Annotated in this window: 21 protein-coding genes; 13 read left to right on the top strand and 8 right to left on the bottom strand. The window is 74.1% G+C overall.

The genetic code is table 11. The annotated features are described in order from the left end of the window. The coding region (locus tag VGB14_09030) for an iron-sulfur cluster assembly accessory protein (GenBank protein HEX9993055.1) at positions 1 to 163 on the top strand (163 nt) is incomplete at its 5' end. On the opposite strand, the gene VGB14_09025 is transcribed toward VGB14_09030, so the two are convergent. Then, entirely contained in the window at positions 156 to 1,034 is an 879-nt protein-coding gene (locus VGB14_09025) for a hypothetical protein (protein ID HEX9993054.1), read from the bottom strand. The genes VGB14_09030 and VGB14_09025 overlap by 8 nt on opposite strands. Positions 1,035 to 1,057: 23 nt before the next feature. Here VGB14_09025 and VGB14_09020 point away from each other — a divergent pair, with 23 nt between their 5' ends. From VGB14_09020 to VGB14_09005, 4 genes are all read left to right on the top strand, one after another. Continuing rightward, positions 1,058 to 2,623 (top strand): 2Fe-2S iron-sulfur cluster-binding protein, encoded by a 1,566-nt coding sequence (locus VGB14_09020; protein HEX9993053.1) that lies wholly within the window; start codon positions 1,058 to 1,060, stop codon positions 2,621 to 2,623. Further along, positions 2,620 to 2,976: a Rid family detoxifying hydrolase gene (locus VGB14_09015; GenBank protein ID HEX9993052.1), complete on the top strand. Its 357-nt coding sequence runs from the start codon at positions 2,620 to 2,622 to the stop codon at positions 2,974 to 2,976. The genes VGB14_09020 and VGB14_09015 overlap by 4 nt, the downstream gene beginning before the upstream one ends. Continuing rightward, positions 2,973 to 3,131, top strand: coding sequence for a hypothetical protein (locus VGB14_09010; GenBank protein HEX9993051.1), 159 nt, complete (start codon positions 2,973 to 2,975; stop codon positions 3,129 to 3,131). The genes VGB14_09015 and VGB14_09010 overlap by 4 nt, the downstream gene beginning before the upstream one ends. A gap of 105 nt (positions 3,132 to 3,236) precedes the next feature. Then, positions 3,237 to 3,437 carry a cold-shock protein gene (locus VGB14_09005; GenBank protein HEX9993050.1) on the top strand — a complete coding sequence of 67 codons (201 nt, stop codon included), beginning with the start codon at positions 3,237 to 3,239 and terminating at the stop codon, positions 3,435 to 3,437. A gap of 60 nt (positions 3,438 to 3,497) precedes the next feature. Here VGB14_09005 and VGB14_09000 read toward each other — a convergent pair whose 3' ends face one another. Both VGB14_09000 and VGB14_08995 read right to left on the bottom strand, forming a co-directional pair. Beyond that, positions 3,498 to 4,178, bottom strand: a complete 681-nt coding sequence (locus VGB14_09000; GenBank protein HEX9993049.1) for a response regulator transcription factor — start codon at positions 4,176 to 4,178, stop codon at positions 3,498 to 3,500. Positions 4,179 to 4,183: 5 nt separating this feature from the next. After that, positions 4,184 to 5,527, bottom strand: coding sequence for a glutamine synthetase family protein (locus tag VGB14_08995; GenBank protein HEX9993048.1), 1,344 nt, complete (start codon positions 5,525 to 5,527; stop codon positions 4,184 to 4,186). Positions 5,528 to 5,666: 139 nt separating this feature from the next. On the opposite strand from VGB14_08995, the gene glnA reads away from it, so the two are divergent. Next, on the top strand, positions 5,667 to 7,091 hold the full coding sequence (gene glnA / locus VGB14_08990; protein ID HEX9993047.1) for a type I glutamate--ammonia ligase: 1,425 nt from the start codon (positions 5,667 to 5,669) through the stop codon (positions 7,089 to 7,091). A gap of 188 nt (positions 7,092 to 7,279) precedes the next feature. Continuing rightward, entirely contained in the window at positions 7,280 to 8,563 is a 1,284-nt protein-coding gene (locus tag VGB14_08985; GenBank protein HEX9993046.1) for a hypothetical protein, read from the top strand. A gap of 81 nt (positions 8,564 to 8,644) precedes the next feature. On the opposite strand, the gene VGB14_08980 is transcribed toward VGB14_08985, so the two are convergent. The 3 genes from VGB14_08980 to VGB14_08970 form a co-directional block, all read right to left on the bottom strand. After that, on the bottom strand, positions 8,645 to 8,971 hold the full coding sequence (locus VGB14_08980; protein HEX9993045.1) for a hypothetical protein: 327 nt from the start codon (positions 8,969 to 8,971) through the stop codon (positions 8,645 to 8,647). A 63-nt stretch (positions 8,972 to 9,034) separates the two neighbouring features. Next, positions 9,035 to 9,652 carry a GNAT family N-acetyltransferase gene (locus tag VGB14_08975; protein HEX9993044.1) on the bottom strand — a complete coding sequence of 206 codons (618 nt, stop codon included), beginning with the start codon at positions 9,650 to 9,652 and terminating at the stop codon, positions 9,035 to 9,037. Further along, positions 9,649 to 10,209 (bottom strand): DUF664 domain-containing protein, encoded by a 561-nt coding sequence (locus VGB14_08970; protein HEX9993043.1) that lies wholly within the window; start codon positions 10,207 to 10,209, stop codon positions 9,649 to 9,651. Before VGB14_08970 ends, VGB14_08975 begins: the two co-directional genes overlap by 4 nt. Before the next feature lie 57 nt (positions 10,210 to 10,266). Between VGB14_08970 and VGB14_08965 the strand changes: the two genes are divergently transcribed. From VGB14_08965 to VGB14_08940, 6 genes are all read left to right on the top strand, one after another. Continuing rightward, positions 10,267 to 11,250, top strand: a complete 984-nt coding sequence (locus VGB14_08965) for a WYL domain-containing protein (GenBank protein HEX9993042.1) — start codon at positions 10,267 to 10,269, stop codon at positions 11,248 to 11,250. A 16-nt stretch (positions 11,251 to 11,266) separates the two neighbouring features. Beyond that, positions 11,267 to 11,908: an alpha-ketoglutarate-dependent dioxygenase AlkB gene (locus tag VGB14_08960; GenBank protein ID HEX9993041.1), complete on the top strand. Its 642-nt coding sequence runs from the start codon at positions 11,267 to 11,269 to the stop codon at positions 11,906 to 11,908. A gap of 113 nt (positions 11,909 to 12,021) precedes the next feature. Next, complete coding sequence (locus VGB14_08955) at positions 12,022 to 12,924, top strand: hypothetical protein (GenBank protein ID HEX9993040.1); 903 nt, start codon at positions 12,022 to 12,024, stop codon at positions 12,922 to 12,924. A 76-nt stretch (positions 12,925 to 13,000) separates the two neighbouring features. Further along, positions 13,001 to 13,522 (top strand): hypothetical protein, encoded by a 522-nt coding sequence (locus VGB14_08950; protein ID HEX9993039.1) that lies wholly within the window; start codon positions 13,001 to 13,003, stop codon positions 13,520 to 13,522. A gap of 31 nt (positions 13,523 to 13,553) precedes the next feature. Then, positions 13,554 to 14,357, top strand: a complete 804-nt coding sequence (locus VGB14_08945) for an SDR family NAD(P)-dependent oxidoreductase (protein HEX9993038.1) — start codon at positions 13,554 to 13,556, stop codon at positions 14,355 to 14,357. Positions 14,358 to 14,377: 20 nt separating this feature from the next. Then, positions 14,378 to 15,583, top strand: coding sequence for a cytochrome P450 (locus tag VGB14_08940; protein HEX9993037.1), 1,206 nt, complete (start codon positions 14,378 to 14,380; stop codon positions 15,581 to 15,583). Positions 15,584 to 15,618: 35 nt separating this feature from the next. Here VGB14_08940 and VGB14_08935 read toward each other — a convergent pair whose 3' ends face one another. Then, positions 15,619 to 16,032 (bottom strand): hypothetical protein, encoded by a 414-nt coding sequence (locus tag VGB14_08935; GenBank protein ID HEX9993036.1) that lies wholly within the window; start codon positions 16,030 to 16,032, stop codon positions 15,619 to 15,621. Then, positions 16,007 to 16,726: a DUF433 domain-containing protein gene (locus VGB14_08930; protein HEX9993035.1), complete on the bottom strand. Its 720-nt coding sequence runs from the start codon at positions 16,724 to 16,726 to the stop codon at positions 16,007 to 16,009. Before VGB14_08930 ends, VGB14_08935 begins: the two co-directional genes overlap by 26 nt. Positions 16,727 to 16,769 lie beyond the last annotated feature (43 nt).

Genomic DNA, 16,769 nt, shown 5'->3' with positions numbered 1-16,769 from the left:
GGCCGCCGACTACCGCGGCGTCCGGGTGGTGGTCGACCCGTCGAGCGCCCAGCTGCTCACCGGGGCCACCCTGGACTACAAGGACGGCCTCCAGCAGGCCGGCTTCTCGATCGACAACCCGAACGCCCAGCGCACCTGCGGCTGCGGGCAGTCGTTCAGCTGACCGCGGCGAGGGCCTCGCGCATCTCGTCCGCGTCGAAGATGTTGTCGAGGCGCGCCCGCAGCACGCCGTCGCCGTCCACGACGAACAGGGCCGGCTCGTAGCTGAGGCGCAGGGTCTGGACGATCGGCGCCAGCTCGGACGCCGTGTCGTCCGCGTACACCTCGGCGTGGAGCAGGGTGACGTCGTCGCCCACCTCCGCCCGCCGGTTCAGCAGCACGTCGAGCACGGGCCCGCAGATCGCCGTCTGGCAGAACGCCGGCGTCGACACGAGCAGGGCCACCGGCCGCCCGGACCCGGCCACCTCGTCCAGGCTCACCTCGTGGAGCGGGCACTCGGGGTCCCGCGTGCAGATCGGGTCGACGCCCCTCGGGTCGTCGGTCGTCGGCGTGGCCGTGACCGGCAGCTGGTCGCCGACCTGGGGGATCGCCACCTGGTCGCGGGCGACGACGAGGAACGGCGTCTCCAGCCGGCGTCCGCCCACCTCGGTGACGGCCGTGTAGCTCCCCGGCTCGGCCACGTTGAACCGCACCGGGTAGTAGGGCCGGGGCAGCTCGGCCTGGTGCCGGGCCACGACCAACGCGTCGCCGGCCGGCGAGCCGGTGGCGTCCTCCAGGGTGAAGCTCAGCTCGGCCGGCGTGCCGGTGCCGATCGGCCCGTTCGCGTCGACCAGCCCGAACACCACCCGCTGGTCGATGGCGGCGGCCGCGAACGGCTCGTTGGTGGCGAAGAAGGCGGCGAGGGCGACGTCGTCGCCGAGGTCGGCCCCGGCGTCGTCGTCGGACGACGACCGGTCGGCGCCGCACGCCGCGCCGGCCAGCACCAGCCCGCCGCCGCCGAGGAGCACGGCGCGGCGGCTGAGTCGGACGGGCACGGCGCCGAACCTATCCTCCGGCCGTGAGCGAGCCGTCGCGGCCGGCCGGGGTCGCGTTCGAGGTGGACGGCCGGGCCGTCACCGTCCCCGACGACGGCGGCACCCTCCTCGACGCCCTCCGGGAGCGCCTCGGCGTCCGCTCCCCGAAGGACGGGTGCAGCCCGCAGGGCCAGTGCGGCTGCTGCACGGTGCTGGTCGACGGCAGCCCCCGGGTGGCGTGCGTGACGCCGGTGCGGCGGGTGGCCGGCCGGCGGGTGACGACGGCCGACGGCCTCGACCCGGCCGAGCGGGACCGCTGGGCGGCGGCGTTCGTCGCCACCGGCGCCAGCCAGTGCGGGTTCTGCACCCCGGGCATCGTCGTCCGCCTGGCCGGGATGGCGCCGGCGACCGAGGCCGCCGCCGAGCGGGCCCTCGCCGCCCACCTGTGCCGGTGCACGGGGTGGCGGACCATCCTCGACGCCTGGTCGCTGGCCGCCGGCGCCGCCCCGGTCGACCTCGGCGGGCGGGACCTCGACGCCGCCGCCCGCCGGGCGACGGTCGAGGGCGGCTCGCCCCAGCGGGTCGGGGCCGACGTCGCCCTCGGGCGGGCCGGCTTCGCCGACGACACGGCCCCGCCCGGCGCGCTCGTTGCCGTCCCCGACGGGGCCGGGGGGTGGGCCGTGGGCGAGTCCCTGGCCGAGGCGAGGGCGCTGGCCGGCAAGATCCAGGGGCGGCGGACGACGGTCGAGCCCCGCCCGCCCCTCGACCTCCCGCCCGGCGACTGGGACCTCACCCTGCGCACGACCTGGGTCGAGCCCGCCTACCTGGAGACCGACGCCTCCTGGTGCGAGCCGGGCGGCGAGCCGGCATCGCCGCTGGCCAACGGCGGGGCGTTCGGCGGGAAGCTCGGCTCGCCGGCCGGAGCCGCCGCCCGCCGGCTGGCCGACGACCACGGCCGCCCCGTCCGGGTGCTGCTCTCCAGGGAGGACACCGTCCGCCTCGGCCCGAAGCGGCCGCCGGTGGCCGCCGGCGTCCGGCGGGACGGCACCGGCGTGCTGCGGGCCGTGCGGACGCCGGGGATCGCCGCCGCCGTCGCGTCCGTCGCCCCCGGCCTCGCTGTCGAGGAGGTGGACGTGGCCGGCCCGCCGACCTCGGCCGCCGTCCGGGCTGCCGGCTGGGCCGAGGCCGCCGTGCTCCTCGCCGCCGTGCGGGGGGAGGCGGCCGTCGTCGCCCCCGGCGGCGGCCGGGCCGAGGCCGAGGTGCGGGGCGGCCGGGTCCGCGTGGTGGTCGACGCCGGCGACCCGCTCGACGAGGTCGTCCTCCGGTCCTACGCGGTGGGCGCCGCCCACATGGCCATCGGGTGGGTGACCTCGGAGGGCATCGCCGTGGACGAGGATGGCCGGGTGCACGACCTGACGATCCGGTCCTTCGGCATCCTCCGCGCCATGGACACCCCGCCGGTGGACGTCGAGGTCGTGCCCGGCGACGGCCCGGCGGTCAACGGGAGCGACGCCGTGTTCGCCGCGGTGGCGGCGGCGGTCTGGATGGAGCAAGGATGCCCGCCCGAGTGGCCCACGGGGGCCCGGGTCAGAGGAGGGACGCGCGCATGAGCACGCCGGTGGGGCCCTACACGCCGATCGTCAGGGCCGGGGACTGGCTCGTCGTGTCGGGGCAGGTCGGGATCGTCGACGGGCAGCTGGTCGAGGGCGGCCTCGAGGCCCAGCTCCGCCAGGCCATGGACAACCTGCGGGGCCTGCTGGAGCGGGAGGGGGCGTCGCTGTCGTCGGTGGTGAAGACGACCGTGTTCCTCACCGACATGGCCGACTACCGCACGATGAACGAGATCTACACGGCCGCCTTCGGCGACCACCGCCCGGCCCGGTCGGCCGTGGCCGTCGCCGCCCTGCCCCTCGGCGCCGTCGTCGAGGTCGAGGCCTGGGCCCACGTGGGGGGCGGGTCGTGACCGGCGTGGTCCTGCTCGTGGTCGTCCTGGTCGTCGTCATCCCCGTCGGCACGCTCCTGCTGGGGGCGCTGGCGGCGGCCGTCCTCGGCACCTCCCTGCGGCGGGGCCAGGAGGCCGAGCACGCCGGGAGCGAGCTCGTCGACCTCAACCGCTGACCGGGGCACGAGGCCCGCACACAGGCGCTACGCTCTTGCGGTCATTCACGCAGGGCCCGGTGTTGCACCGACCCCGCAGTCAGTCAGTCAGAAAGAAGGTCGGTTGTGGCAACCGGTACCGTGAAGTGGTTCAACAACGACAAGGGCTACGGCTTCATCTCCCGTGAGGGCGGGCCCGACGTGTTCGTGCACTACACCGCCATCCAGGGCGCGGGCTACCGCTCCCTCGAGGAGGGCCAGCGGGTGGAGTTCGAGATCACCCAGGGCCCGAAGGGCGAGCAGGCGCAGGACGTCCGGCGCGTCTGACGCCGCCGAGCACCGCAGTCTCGGGTCGAGGGGCTCCTCCGGGGGCCCCTCGTTCCGCGTCTAGGGGTCCCAGCGGCTCTTGCCGAAGCGGTAGCCGACCGACCGGACGGTCTGGATCAGGTTGGCGTGCTCCTCGCCGAGCTTGGCCCGCAGCCGGCGGACGTGGACGTCGACCGTGCGGGCGCCGCCGTAGTACTCGTAGCCCCACACCCGGCTGAGGAGGGTCTCCCTCGTGAACACCCGGCCGGGATGGGAGGCGAGGAACTTCAACAGCTCGTACTCCATGTAGGTGAGGTCGAGGCGCCGGCCGGCGATGGCCGCCTGGTAGGTCTCGAGGTTCAGCACCAGCTCGCCGTACTCGACGAGCTCGGGGCGGGCGCCCCGGCCGGTCCGCCAGGCCAGGTGGGTGAGGCGGGCCTCGACCTCGGCGGTCGCCGCCGTGTCCAGGCAGAAGTCGTCGAACAGGTCCTCCCGCAGCGACAGGTCGCCCAGGTGGCGGGGGTCGACCACGAGCAGCAGGGGCTGGAGGGGGACGTCCCGGCGGCGCAGGGCCCGGCAGAGGGCGAAGGCGCCGTCCGGGTTGCCGGCGGTGGCGATCACCGCGCCGCCCCAGCCGCCCGGCGGCTCCAGGCGGTCGGCGTCGCGCTCGTCGCCCACGGCCTTCCACGACCAGCCGGCCAGGTCGAGGGGCCGGGCCAGGCCGTCGGGGGGCGGGTCGGGGAACAGCAGCAGCGCGCCCATCGCGCTCAGAGCCTGGGCAGGTAGCGGTCGAGCTCGAACTGGGTGACCTGGGTCTTGTACTCGAGCCACTCGGCCCGCTTGTTGCGGATGAACCACTCGAACACGTGCTCGCCGAGGGCGCCGGCCACGAGCTCCGAGCGCTCCATCTCGTCGAGCGCCTCGGCGAGCGACCCGGGGAGCAGCCCGACGCCCTCGGCCAGGCGCTCCTCGGGGGTCAGCTCGTAGAGGTTGGCGGTCGTCTCCGGCGGCAGCTCGTAGCCCTCCTCGATGCCCTTCAGCCCGGCGGCCAGCACGACGGCGAAGGCCAGGTACGGGTTGCAGGCCGGGTCGGGCGCCCGGAACTCGATCCGCGTGCTCTCGGTCTTCCCCCGCTTCACGTGCGGGACGTTGACGACGACCGACCGGTTGTTCCTCGCCCACGACACGTAGATGGGCGCCTCGTAGCCGACGACCAGCCGCTTGTAGGAGTTCACCCACTGGTTGGTGATCGCCGCGATCTCCCTGGCGTGGCGGAGCAGGCCGGCGATGAAGGCCTTGGCCACCTTGGACAGCCGGTAGGGGTCGCCGGCGTCGTGGAAGGCGTTGACGTCGCCCTCGAACAGCGAGAGGTGGGTGTGCATGCCCGACCCCTGCACGCCGGCCAGGGGCTTCGGCATGAACGTGGCGTAGACGCCGCGCTCCATGGCGATCTCCTTCACCACCAGCCGGAACGTCATGACGTTGTCGGCCATGGTGAGCGCGTCGGTGTAGCGGAGGTCGATCTCGTGCTGGCTCGGGCTGTCCTCGTGGTGGCTGTACTCGACGGGGATGCCCATGGCCTCGAGCGTGTGGATCGTGCGCCGGCGGATGTCGCTGTGGACGTCGAGGGTGGTGAGGTCGAAGTACGACGCCGTGTCGAGGGGCTGGGGGCCCTGGGACGGGTCGGCGCTGGCGAAGTAGAAGAACTCCATGTCGGGCGCCACGTAGAACGAGAACCCGAGCTCCCGCGCCCGGTCGAGGTTGCGGCGCAGCACCTGGCGGGGGTCGCCCTCGAACGGCGAGCCGTCGACGCTTTCGATGTCGCAGAACATGCGGGCCGACACCTCGTCGCCCCCGCCCCACGGCAGCACCTCGAAGCTGTCCGGGTCCGGGCGGGCCAGCACGTCGGCCTCCTGGACCCGGCTGAACCCGTCGATGGCCGAGCCGTCGAAGTGCATGCCCTCGGCGAACGCGTTCTCCAGCTCGGCCGGCGAGATGGCGAACGACTTGAGCTGGCCGAGCACGTCGGTGAACCAGAGGCGGATGAGGCGGACGCCCCGTTCCTCGACGGTCCGCAGCACGTAGTCCTGCTGGGCATCCCTGCCGTCCATGGTGCGCCATCATCGCGCTGCCGGTCGGCGGACCGGCCGGGCCTGCTCCCGTTTCATCCAGCGTTCACGTTCGGGCAACGGACGGGAAATCGCCCCTTGCGAGCGTGCCCGCAACCGATCGAGACCAACGGAGGTATCGGTGGAGGAACGCACGCCGTCGGACGTGCTGGCGCTGGCCGAGCAGGAGGGCGTCGAGGTCGTCGACTTCCGCTTCTGCGACCTGCCCGGCCTGATGCAGCACTTCTCCATGCCGCTGCACGAGCTGACGGAAGACAGCTTCGAGGACGGCTTCGGCTTCGACGGTTCGTCGATCCGGGGCTTCCAGGAGATCCAGGAGTCGGACATGATCCTCGTGCCCGACCCGAACACGGCCGTCGTCGACCCCTTCCGCCAGCACAGGACCCTGGCCCTGAACTGCTTCGTGAGGGACCCGCTCACCGGCGAGCCGTACACCCGCGACCCGCGCTACGTCGCCCGCAAGGCCGAGGACTACCTCGCGTCGACCGGCATCGCCGACACCGCCTATTTCGGCCCGGAGGCGGAGTTCTTCATCTTCAACGACGTCCGGTTCCACCAGGACCAGCACTCCGCCAGCTACTCGCTCGACTCGGTCGAGGGCGCCTGGAACACGGCCAAGGACGAGGGCCCGAACCTGGGCTTCAAGATCCGCTACAAGGAGGGCTACTTCCCCCTCCCGCCGATGGACCACTTCCAGGACCTGCGCACCGAGATGGTCCTCGAGATGGAGCGGCTCGGCATCGAGGTGGAGATCCACCACCACGAGGTCGGCACCGCCGGCCAGGCCGAGATCGACATGCGCTTCGACACGCTGCTGCGCATGGCCGACAAGGTCATGCTCTACAAGTACGTGGTGAAGAACGTCGCCCGCCGCAACGGCTACACGGCGACGTTCATGCCGAAGCCCCTGTTCCAGGACAACGGCTCGGGGATGCACACCCACCAGTCGCTGTGGTCGGGCGGCGAGCCGCTGTTCTTCTCCGAGACCGGCTACGCCGGGCTGTCCGACCTGGCCCGCTGGTACATCGGCGGCCTGCTCGCCCACGCCCCGGCCGTGCTGGCGTTCGCCGCGCCGACGACGAACTCGTACAAGCGGCTGGTGCCGGGCTACGAGGCGCCCGTCAACCTCGTCTACAGCCAGCGCAACCGGTCGGCGTCGGTCCGCATCCCGCTCTACTCCAAGAGCCCGAGGGCCAAGCGGCTCGAGTTCCGCTGCCCCGACCCGTCCTGCAACCCGTACCTGGCCTTCTCGGCCATGCTGATGGCCGGGCTCGACGGCATCCAGAACCGCATCGAGCCGCCCGACCCGGTGGACAAGGACCTCTACGACCTGCCGCCCGAGGAGCTGGCCCAGGTGCCGCAGGTGCCCGGCTCGCTCGACGCCGCCCTCGACGCCCTCGAGGCCGACAACTCGTTCCTCACGGCCGGCGGCGTGTTCACCGACGACCTGCTGGAGACGTGGATCGCCTACAAGCGCCTCCGCGAGGTCGACGAGGTCCGCCTCCGCCCCCACCCCTGGGAGTTCCACCTCTACTACGACATCTGACGCCGCAGGAGCCGGCGCCCTCGCGACGCACCGGCGCCGAGGACCGCGTCGACGGCATGCCGGGCGCGGTCCTCGGCGGCGCGGGTCTCGACGCACCTGATGCGGGCCGGCGGGCGACCCCGCTAGGTTCCGGTCGTCGTCCGATGGGGACGGGAGCACGGGGGGTGGCCATGGCGCGGATGCGTCGGGTGCGTGCGGTCCTGGTCGCCGGCGTCCTCCTCGGCGCCGTGCAGGTGGGCACCGCCGGGGCGCGAGCCGGCGACCTCGACCCTTCCTTCGGCGTCGACGGCCGGCAGCGAGGGCCACGGGCGCTCGTCGTCGGCGCCGCCTGGGACTCCCTCGACCGCACCGTCCTCGCCGGCAGGACCCTCTCCTCGAACGAGGACGTCGTCGTCGCCCGCTACACCACCGGCGGCGTGCTCGACCCGGCGTTCTCGGGTGACGGCGTCGTGCGGATCGCGCTCGGCGACGGCCGCGACACGGCGCTGGTCGTCGCCGTGCAACCGGACGACAAGGTCGTCGTCGCCGGCATCACGTCGACCGACCTCGACAACACCGGCTTCGTCCTGCGTCTGACCGCCGCCGGCGGTCTCGACCCCTCCTTCGGGACCGACGGCGTCGTGCGGCTCCCCTTCGAGGGCTGGTTGAAGGCGCTTGCCGTGGACGGCGCCGGCCGGCTCGTGGGCGGCGGGTGGCTCTGCCCGGACGATTGCCGCTCCACGCTGCTCCGGTTCACTCCCGAGGGCGACATCGACGCCACCTTCGGGGTGGACGACGGGGCGACGCTGCCCGACCGCTTCGACATCCTGGAGATCGACGTGCTGCCCGGCGGAGCGATCATCGTCGGTGGGGACTGGGTCGGCCGGGACGGCTGGGACCTCGCGGTCTCCCGGCGGCTCGCGGACGGATCGGCCGACAACGGGTTCGGCGAGCGGGGGTTGGCCGTCCTGTCGCTCCACCGGGACGACCGCTTCCGCGGTCTCGCCGTCGACCCCGGCGGGTCCGTCCTCGTCGCCGGCTCGACGACTCCCTCCGAGGCGCAGTCGTGGCTGACCGCGGCGCTCGTCGCCCGGCTCACACCCTCCGGCCAGCTCGATGCCACGTTCGCCTCCGACGGCTTCCGGACCTTCGACGTCGGCCCCGGCTCCGACGTCGCCACGAGCGTGGCCCTCCAGCCCGACGGCCGGATCGTCGTGGGCGGCTCGTCGTGGACCGGCTGGCGCCGGAGCTCGGACTTCCTCGTCGCCCGGCTCACCACCACCGGCGCGGCCGACCTCGGCTTCGGCGGCTACGGCACGGTGCTGACGACGTTCGCCGGCCACGCCGACTCGGTCGTCGACGTGCACGTCCAGGCGGACGGCAGGATCGTCGCCGCCGGGACGACCACGTCGTTCACCCCGGAGGTCGCGCTCGCCCGTTACGCCGCCGAGAACGGGCGCGCGGAGCCGCAGGACGACGGCGCCCGACCGTGAGCCGGGTCGGGCGCCGGTCCACGACCGTCGTCCGCCCGCCGGCGCCCCCACGGCGACCGGTTCCACCTCCGGACGGGCCGCTCAGTCCGGCGACACGGAGATGCCGGCGACGGGGTCGCGGGCGATCGGCCACAGCTCGGTGAGCGCGGCCGTGGCGAGGTCCATCGTGAAGAGCGTCTCGCCGTCGCTGTAGTAGGCGCACCCGTCGGCCGCCACGTCGAAGCCGTTCGTGAGGTCGTTCAGCGCCGGGTTGTCGGCCAGCGTGCGCAGCTGGCCCGAGGTCGGCTCGATCTCCACGAGGTGCCCCGGGCCGCTAGGCACGCCGGCGTCGATCCCGAGCAGCACGAGCCCGTCCCCGGTGGCGACGCTGGCGATCGACGAGAGCCGGGGCTCGACGCCCGCGTTCACGTCGCCCCGGTACGGCGCGGCGGGCGCCCGACGCCGCCGTGGTCGAGGGGCGGCCTCCCCTTGTCAGAAGTCGATGCGCAGGACCACGCGGCGGGGGGTCGGGTGGGTGACCTGGCGGAAGCCGGCGTCCTCGAAGACCTGGCGGGCGCCGACGTGGAGCTCGCCCCAGGTGATCTGCTTGCCGGGCTGGGTGATCATCCCGTAGGCCTCGACGGCCCGCGCCCCCCGCTCCCTGGCGTGCTCGGCCGCGGCCCGGGCGAGGGGGTAGGTGAGGCCCTGGCCCCGCCAGCCCTTGCGGACGATCATGCAGGTGACGGCCCACACGCCGTCGTCGTCCCTGTCCTCGTCCCGGCCGGTCCACGGCACCCGCGACGTGCGCAGCTTCGGGTAGGCCGTCCTCGGCTCGACGGCGACCCAGCCGACCGGCTCGCCGTCGAGGTGGGCGACCAGCCCGCTGGTGGCCGGCGCGTCGGGGTTCCCGCACGCCGTCTGCGCCACCAGCGCGTCCTTCCGCTCCTCGCGGGTCGTGTCCCGCCAGATCCAGCCGGCGACCTTGAAGCGCTGGCAGCGGCACTGGTCGGCGTCCCACCGGCCGGTGCTGCCGGTGCCGAAGATGGCGGCCAGGTCCTCGCACGACGCCTGGTTGGCGGGGACGATCCGGAGCCCGTCGTCGTCGCTCACGGCTGGGGCGGGTCCTCGCCCACGAGCCCGTCGACCGCCTCCCGGAACAGGTCGGCGTGGCCGGTGTGGCGGGCGTACTCGTCGTGGAGGTCCGTCAGCGACCGCCGCAGGTTGGGCGACCACCCCGACGGGCTGCGGAAGCTGGTCGGCTGGTCGAGCCCGCCGGCGGCGAGCAGGGCGGCGACGGCGGCCCTGGACCGCTCGACGGCGGCCTGCCAGAGCCCGTACAGCTCCTCGGGGGCGTCGTCGGCGGCGCTGTGCCAGTCCCAGTCGGGGTCGGCTTCGAACGCCTCGGGGCTCCACGGGGCGCCGAGCGGCGGCCCGCCGTGGAACGTCGCCGTCCGCCAGTCCTCCACCCAGGCCATGTGCTTCAGCAGGCCGCCGAGCGTCATCTCCGACGGCGGGAACCGCCGGTGGAGCCCGGCCCCGTCGAGCCCGCCGCACTTCCAGGCGAACTGCGCCCGCGACCGCTCGATGGCGAACAGGATCATCTCCACCTCGCCGGCGTCCATGGCCGGCTCCCGGATGGTCGTCTCCAGCACGATGCCCTCGCTCATGGGTGGCACGGTAGGGTCGATTCCGGACGATCCCCTTCCGGAACGCAGGAGCCGACCGTGCGATCCGACACCAGCCCCACCGCGAGGGCCCTCCTCGCCCTCGAGCTCCTCCAGGCCAGCCCCGGCATCACCGCGGACCGGCTGGCCGGCAAGCTCGGCGTGTCCGAGCGGGCCGCCCGCCGCTACGTCGGCATCCTGCGCGAGGCCGGCATCCCCGTCGAGTCGGAGCGGGGGCCGTACGGCGGCTACCGCGTCGGCCGGGGCGTCCGCCTGCCGCCCGTCGTGTTCAGCGCCGACGAGGCCCTCGGCCTGGTGATGGCCGTGCTCGACGGCCACCACGACGCCGGCGACCCGGCGGGCCCGGTCGGCAGCGCCCTCGGCAAGCTGCTGCGGGCCCTCCCGGCCGCGGTCGCGGCCCAGGCCGAGGCCGTCCGCCGGGCGACCGCCCCGGCCCCCGACCGGGCCGCGGCCCGGCCCCACCCGGCGACGACGGCGACCCTGGTCCAGGCCTGCTCGGACCGGCGCCAGGTCCGGCTCGGCTACCGCTCGGAGGCCGGCTCGGAGTGGGACGTCGAGGTCGACCCGTGGGCCGTCGTCGTCCGCCACGGCCGCTGGTACCTCGTGTGCCGGTCGCACGCGGCCGACGCCGTCCGGGCCTACCGGGTCGACCGGGTCCGCCACGTCGAGGTCGTGGACGCCGCCTGCACGCCGCCCGCCGACCTCGACGCCGTCGCCGTCCTCGAGGAGCACCTGGCCGCCGGGTGGGAGTACGAGGTGGAGGTCGTGCTCGACGCCCCGTTCGACCGGGTGGCCGGCTGCGTCCCCCGGGCGCTCGGCCGTCTGGAGCCGCTCGACGCCGGCACCGCCCGCCTCGTCGGCACGACCAGCAACCCGTGGTGGTACGCGGAGCGGCTGGCCGCCGTCCCGGCGCCGTACCGGATCGTCCGCGGCGACGAGGTCCGCGAGGCGGCCAGGGCCATCGGCGAGCGGCTGCTGACCGCGGCCGCCGGGACCGGCACCGCCACCGGCCCGGAGCGCTGAGGGCAGACTGGGGCCGATGGCACGGGCCGCCGGCGGCGACCAACCGGACCTGTTCGAGGTGGCGGGCGAGCCCGTCCGCCTCGACCTGCCCGACGCCGACGTCGTCTGGTTCCCCGGCTTCTTCCCGCCCGCCGAGGCCGACCGGCTGCTCGCCGCCCTGCTGGCGACCACGCCGTGGGAGCAGGAGGTCATCCGGGTGTACGGCCGGCCCCGGCCGGTGCCCCGGCTCACGTCCTGGCACGGCGACCCCGGCCGGCGCTACGCCTACTCCGGCATCGAGATGGACCCGGTGCCGTGGACGCCGGCGCTGCTCGAGGTGAAGGAGCGGATCGAGGCCGTCGCCGGCGAGCGGTTCAACAGCGTGCTCGCCAACTGGTACCGCGACGGGCAGGACAGCGTGTCCTGGCACAGCGACGACGAGCCCGAGCTCCGGCCCGAGCCGACCATCGGTTCGGTGAGCTTCGGCGAGACCCGGCGGTTCCAGCTGCGCCACAAGCGCGTCGACGCCGAGCACGCCATGGACCTCACCCACGGCGGCTTCCTGCTGATGCGGGGCCCGACCCAGCGCTGCTGGCGCCACCAGGTGCCGAAGACGTCGCGTCCGGTCGGCCAGCGGGTCAACCTCACGTTCAGGGTGATCCTCGACCGCCAAGGTTGACGCCCGCGCCGCCGGGCGAGGCGGCGCACCGAGGCTCGTGTCGAGACGGGCGGTCCGTGATCGCCTGGGCCCGACGTACGGACCGTCTCGCGTGGCACTGTTGGCGCCCGTTCGTGCGGTTGACGGTGCGTGGGGGGAGAAGGATGAGTGACACACCTCAGGGCCCGGGTTGGTGGGTTGCGTCGGACGGTCGTTGGTACCCGCCTGCGCCCGGCGGACCGCCCGCACCGGGTCCACGACCGAAGCGAGGTGTATGGGGACGGTTCCGCGCGTGGCCCATGTGGGTCCAAGTCGTGTGCTGGATCGTCCTCGGATTCGTTCTCCTCGGTGTGATCGGCAGCGCGGTCGGTGCCCCCGAGGACGAGGGCGAGGAGGCGATCTCGAGCGACGACGACCGGGCGACGACCACCGAGCCGCCGTCGACGACCGAGCCGGCCACGACGACCGAACGTCCGACGACGACCCAGCGACCGACGACCACGGCACCCACCACGACGACGACCGAGCCGACGACGACGACCACTGCAGCACCGACGACGACGGAGCCGCCGGGGTTCGACGAAGGGACCCACATCGTCGGAGAGGACATCCAACCCGGCCGGTACATCGCCACGGACCTCTCCTTCTGCTATTGGGAGCGGCGATCGGGTGTGAGCGGTGCCTTCGAGGAGATCCTGGCGAACGGGAATCCGAGCGGGCAGGCGATCGTGGAGGTGCTCCCCGAGGACGCTGCGTTCAACTCGACCGGCTGTGGCCGCTGGGCGGTGTATGCCCCGCCCCCTGCGGCTGCGACGTCGTTCGGTGACGGTGATTGGGCCGTGGGGCAGCAGATCCAGCCGGGCCGCTACCGGGCGACCGGCGCGAGCTTCTGCTACTGGGAGCGAGCGACAGGGTTCTCGCACGCGTTCGGCGAGATCCTCGCGAACGGCAACCCGAGCGGTGAGCCGGTCGTCGAGATCCTCGCGTCCGACGTGCGGTTCACGTCGAACGGGTGCGGCACGTGGACCCTCGGCTGACTCCCAGCGAACCGCCGGTCGACCGGGCCTCGTTCGTGCTGATCTCGGGCCCGCGCCGCCGGGCGAGGATGGCGGGATGCGGGTGTGGCTGGTGCGGGCGGGCCGGGCGGGGGAGCAGGAGGGGTTCGCCCTGGCCAACGGGTGCGCCGTGATCGGGTGGAGCCGCATGGAGGACCTCGCCGTCGTCGAGTCGCGGGAGGAGATGGTCGAGGAGGTCCGGATCAAGGACCCGCACGCGTCCGAGCGCCGGCTGGCCAACCACGCCGCCCAGCTGTGGGCCTTCGCCAGGCGGATCGAGCCGGGCGACCTCGCCGTCCTGCCGTCCAAGGTGCGCAGGACCGTCGCCGTCGGCCGGGTCACCGGCCCCTACCGCTACGAGCCGGCCAACCCGTCGGGCGCCCGGCACGTCCGGGCGGTCGACTGGGTGCGGCCCGACGTGCCGAGGGACGCCATCGGCCAGGACCTGCTCTGGTCGCTCGGGGCGTCGATGACGATCTGCCAGGTGAGCCGCAACGGTGCCGCCGAGCGCTTCGCGGCGATGCTCGCCGGCGGCCCCGACCCCGGGCCACCGGGCGCAGGCGCGGCCCGGCCGGTGTGACCAGGGGCCGCCGCCCGGGTGAGGATGCGGCATGGACCGACTGGACGGCCGCACGGCCGTGATCACGGGCGGCGCGTCGGGGATCGGGCTGGCGACGGCCCGCCGCCTCGCCGCGGAGGGGATGCACGTCGTGCTGGCCGACGTCGAGCAGGCCGCGCTCGACCGGGCGGCGGCGAGCATCGACGGGGCGCTCGCCGTGCGCTGCGACGTGAGCGACCTGGCCGACGTCCGCCGCCTGGCCGACGCCGCCCGCGAGGCCCACGGCGCCGTGCACCTGCTCTTCGCCAACGCCGGCGTGGCCACGAGCGGCCCGGTCGTCCAGGCCACCCATGCCGACTGGGAGTGGACGATCGGCGTGAACCTGTGGGGCGCCATCCACGCCGTCGAGGCGTTCCTGCCCGGCATGGTCGACGGTGGCGAGGGCGGGCACCTCCTGTTCACGTCCTCGTTCGCCGGGCTGGTGGCCAACGTCGGCCTCGGCCCCTACTGCGTCTCGAAGTACGGCGTGGTGGCCTTGGCCGAGGTGCTCCACAAGGAGCTGCGGCGGGCGGGCATCGGCGTGTCCGTGGTCTGCCCCATGCGGGTCGCCACCGACATCTACACGTCGGGCCGCAACCGGCCCGACCGGCTGGGCGGCCCGCCTTCCACGGCGACGGTGCCCGGCGCGACGGGGGACGAGCCGGACGTGGTCGGCCGGGTGCTCCCCGTCGAGGACGTGGCCGCGCAGGTCGTCGCCGCCGTCCGCGACGGTCGCCTGTACGTGCTCACCCACGAGGAGAGCCTCGAGCCCGTCCGCCGCCGCTTCGCCCGCATCGAGCGGGATGCCGGAGGCTGACTTCGAGCACAATCATCATCATGGCAAGCAGCGCACGGGACGGCGACTGGCCGGTCCTCGAGTACGACATCCTCTCGACCAGGCCGGTGGGGACGTTCTTCGCCGAGCTCGACGACCTCCGGGAGCGCCACCCGTTCTTCTTCGACACGCTCGCCCAGGGGTTCTGGGTGCTGACCCGCTACGACGCCGTGCGGGACGCCTACCAGCGGCCGGACGTGTTCACGAGCGACTCGTTCATGCCGACCGACCCCGACCCGGCGTACCACATGCTCCCCACCCAGGAGCGAGCCCCCCGCCACGTCAAGGTCCGCCAGCTGCTGAACGCCCGGTTCTCGCCGCAGGCGGTCGCCACCCTGGAGGGCGCGGCCCGGCGCCACTGCGTCGCCATCGTCGAGGAGCTGCGGGACCGCAGCCGCTGCGACCTGGTCGAGGACTTCGGCGGCCCGTTCGCCACCAAGGTGTTCCTCGACTGGGCCGGCCTGCCGCCCGAGGACTCGCCGCAGTTCGTCGCCTGGGTGCGCGCCGTGTTCAACGACCTCGGCGACTCGAGCGCCGGCGCCATGCAGGAGGCGATGACCGGCATCGACGCCTACTTCCGGGAGGCGCTGGCCGACCGGCGCCGGGCGCCCAGGGACCCCGAGCGCGACGTCGTCACCCACCTCGTGCAGTCGAGCATCGACGGCGAGCCGCTCGCCGAGGCCGACCTGCTGTCGGTCTGCCTGGTGCTCGTGCTGGCCGGCCTCGACACGGTGAAGCAGCAGCTGGGCTACTCGTTCCTGCACCTCGCCACCCACCCGGACGACCGGCGCCGCCTGGTCGAGGCGCCGGCGATCGTGCCGCTCGCCGTCGAGGAGCTGCTGCGGGCCTTCTCCGTCGCCGACCCCGGCCGCAAGGTCGGCCGCGACGTCGAGTTCCACGGGTGCCCGATGCGCGAGGGCGACATGGTCTGGCTGCCGCCGGCCATCGCCAACCGCGACCCCCGCGTGTTCCCCGACGCCGACCGGGTGGTGCTCGACCGCAGCCCGAACCGCCACCTCGCCTTCGGCGCCGGCCCGCACCGGTGCCAGGGCGCCCACTTCGCCCGCCTCCAGCTGCGGGTGGCGTTCGAGGAGTGGCACCGCCTGATCCCCGAGTACCGGCTCGGCGACGACGACCCCATCCTCGAGCACGGCGGCCAGTTCGGCCTGGAGCGCCTCCCCCTCGCCTGGGACCCCGCCGCGCCCTGACGCACCCGCCCGTCCCGCCGGCACGGCGCGCGCCGTCAGGTCCCGGGGAGCAGGCGCTCCAGCCGTCTCGGGTGGACGGCGTAGAGGAACGGGCCAGGGCGGCGGCACGCCGCCGTGATCCGAGGCAGGTTCGTCACGAACCGAGCGGCCATCTCCGCCGCGGGGAGCGACTGGCTCGTGAGGCAGAAGCAGCGGACGCGGTGGCGCAGGACCGCCTCCCGCTCGGCCGGCCGGTAGCGGACCCGGGCGTCCTTCATGAACACCACCCACCCTCGTGCGCCGGCGAGCTCCAGCCACTCCTCGTCGCCCACCGACTCGTCGGCCGGCACGCCGTAGTGCTCGGCGAGGGTGGTCAGCCGCAGCCCGGCGTCGCGGAGGAGTCGGGGGACGGCGATCCGACCGAGGCTCCGGTCGAGGAAGAGGTCAGGCAGCCCGTCGGGATGCGACACGGAGCACGTCCTCGACGTGATCCACGGGCACGCCGAACTCGGCCGACAGCTCCTCGACGGACCCGCCGGCCCAGAACCGCTCGAGCACGTCCTCGACGCGGGCGCCACCGCGCTCGAAGATCGGCGCCCCGAACGCTCGCCGCGGGTCGGCGACGACGGCGGCGCGCTCGTAGGCGGGCAGCCGGATGAGCGTCGCGTAGCCGTCGTCGCCGTACTCGATCCTTCGCAGGTACGACTCGACCACGTCGGAGAACAGCCGCTGCCCGCTCCTGACGACGACCAGGTCGAGCGCGACCTGGCCCTCCGGGGTGTCCCGCCGGCGCTCGCCGAAGTCGAACAGCACCTCGGCACCGTCCGTGTACAGCTTCCGCGACGCGAGCGCGTGCTCGACGCCGATTCCGTGCTCCAGCGCGTCGAGCGCCGGCCGGATCCGCTGCATGGGCACGCCGCTCCGGCGGACGGCGGCGAGCACCAGCGCCTCGGCGAGCCCGACGAACGGGATCGACGGGTCCTTCACGCCGGTCGGCGCGAGGTAGGTGACGACGGGGGCCCCGACCACGTCGGCGCGGCCGGCCGAACGGCGGACGTAGCCCTTCGCCCACGCCGCGAGCGTCGTCTGGGGGACGGCCACGCTGCGCGCCGCGTCCGCGACCGTGTACAGCGGGACGTCGAAGCGCACGTCTCGACCTGCCATGTCGCCACCTCCTTCCCGTCCGCCATTGAAGCAGGCGGGTGTG

It is taken from the genome of Acidimicrobiales bacterium, assembly GCA_036399815.1.
In the GTDB taxonomy this organism is placed as follows: Bacteria; Actinomycetota; Acidimicrobiia; order Acidimicrobiales; family DASWMK01; genus DASWMK01.
The sequence above is the reverse complement of the archived record's forward strand: the minus strand, read 5'-3'. Positions and strand labels throughout refer to the sequence as shown.

Excerpts from the sequence above, each read along its gene's own strand:
- VGB14_08960 (HEX9993041.1), top strand. The coding sequence starts at position 11,267 with ATGGCACGGGCCGCCGGCGGCGACCAACCGGACCTGTTCGAGGTGGCG.
- VGB14_09000 (HEX9993049.1), bottom strand. The coding sequence starts at position 4,178 with ATGGGCGCGCTGCTGCTGTTCCCCGACCCGCCCCCCGACGGCCTGGCC.
- VGB14_08940 (HEX9993037.1), top strand. The coding sequence starts at position 14,378 with ATGGCAAGCAGCGCACGGGACGGCGACTGGCCGGTCCTCGAGTACGAC.
- VGB14_08995 (HEX9993048.1), bottom strand. The coding sequence starts at position 5,527 with ATGGACGGCAGGGATGCCCAGCAGGACTACGTGCTGCGGACCGTCGAG.
- VGB14_08945 (HEX9993038.1), top strand. The coding sequence starts at position 13,554 with ATGGACCGACTGGACGGCCGCACGGCCGTGATCACGGGCGGCGCGTCG.
- VGB14_08930 (HEX9993035.1), bottom strand. The coding sequence starts at position 16,726 with ATGGCAGGTCGAGACGTGCGCTTCGACGTCCCGCTGTACACGGTCGCG.
- VGB14_09015 (HEX9993052.1), top strand. The coding sequence starts at position 2,620 with ATGAGCACGCCGGTGGGGCCCTACACGCCGATCGTCAGGGCCGGGGAC.
- VGB14_08970 (HEX9993043.1), bottom strand. The coding sequence starts at position 10,209 with ATGAGCGAGGGCATCGTGCTGGAGACGACCATCCGGGAGCCGGCCATG.
- VGB14_08950 (HEX9993039.1), top strand. The coding sequence starts at position 13,001 with ATGCGGGTGTGGCTGGTGCGGGCGGGCCGGGCGGGGGAGCAGGAGGGG.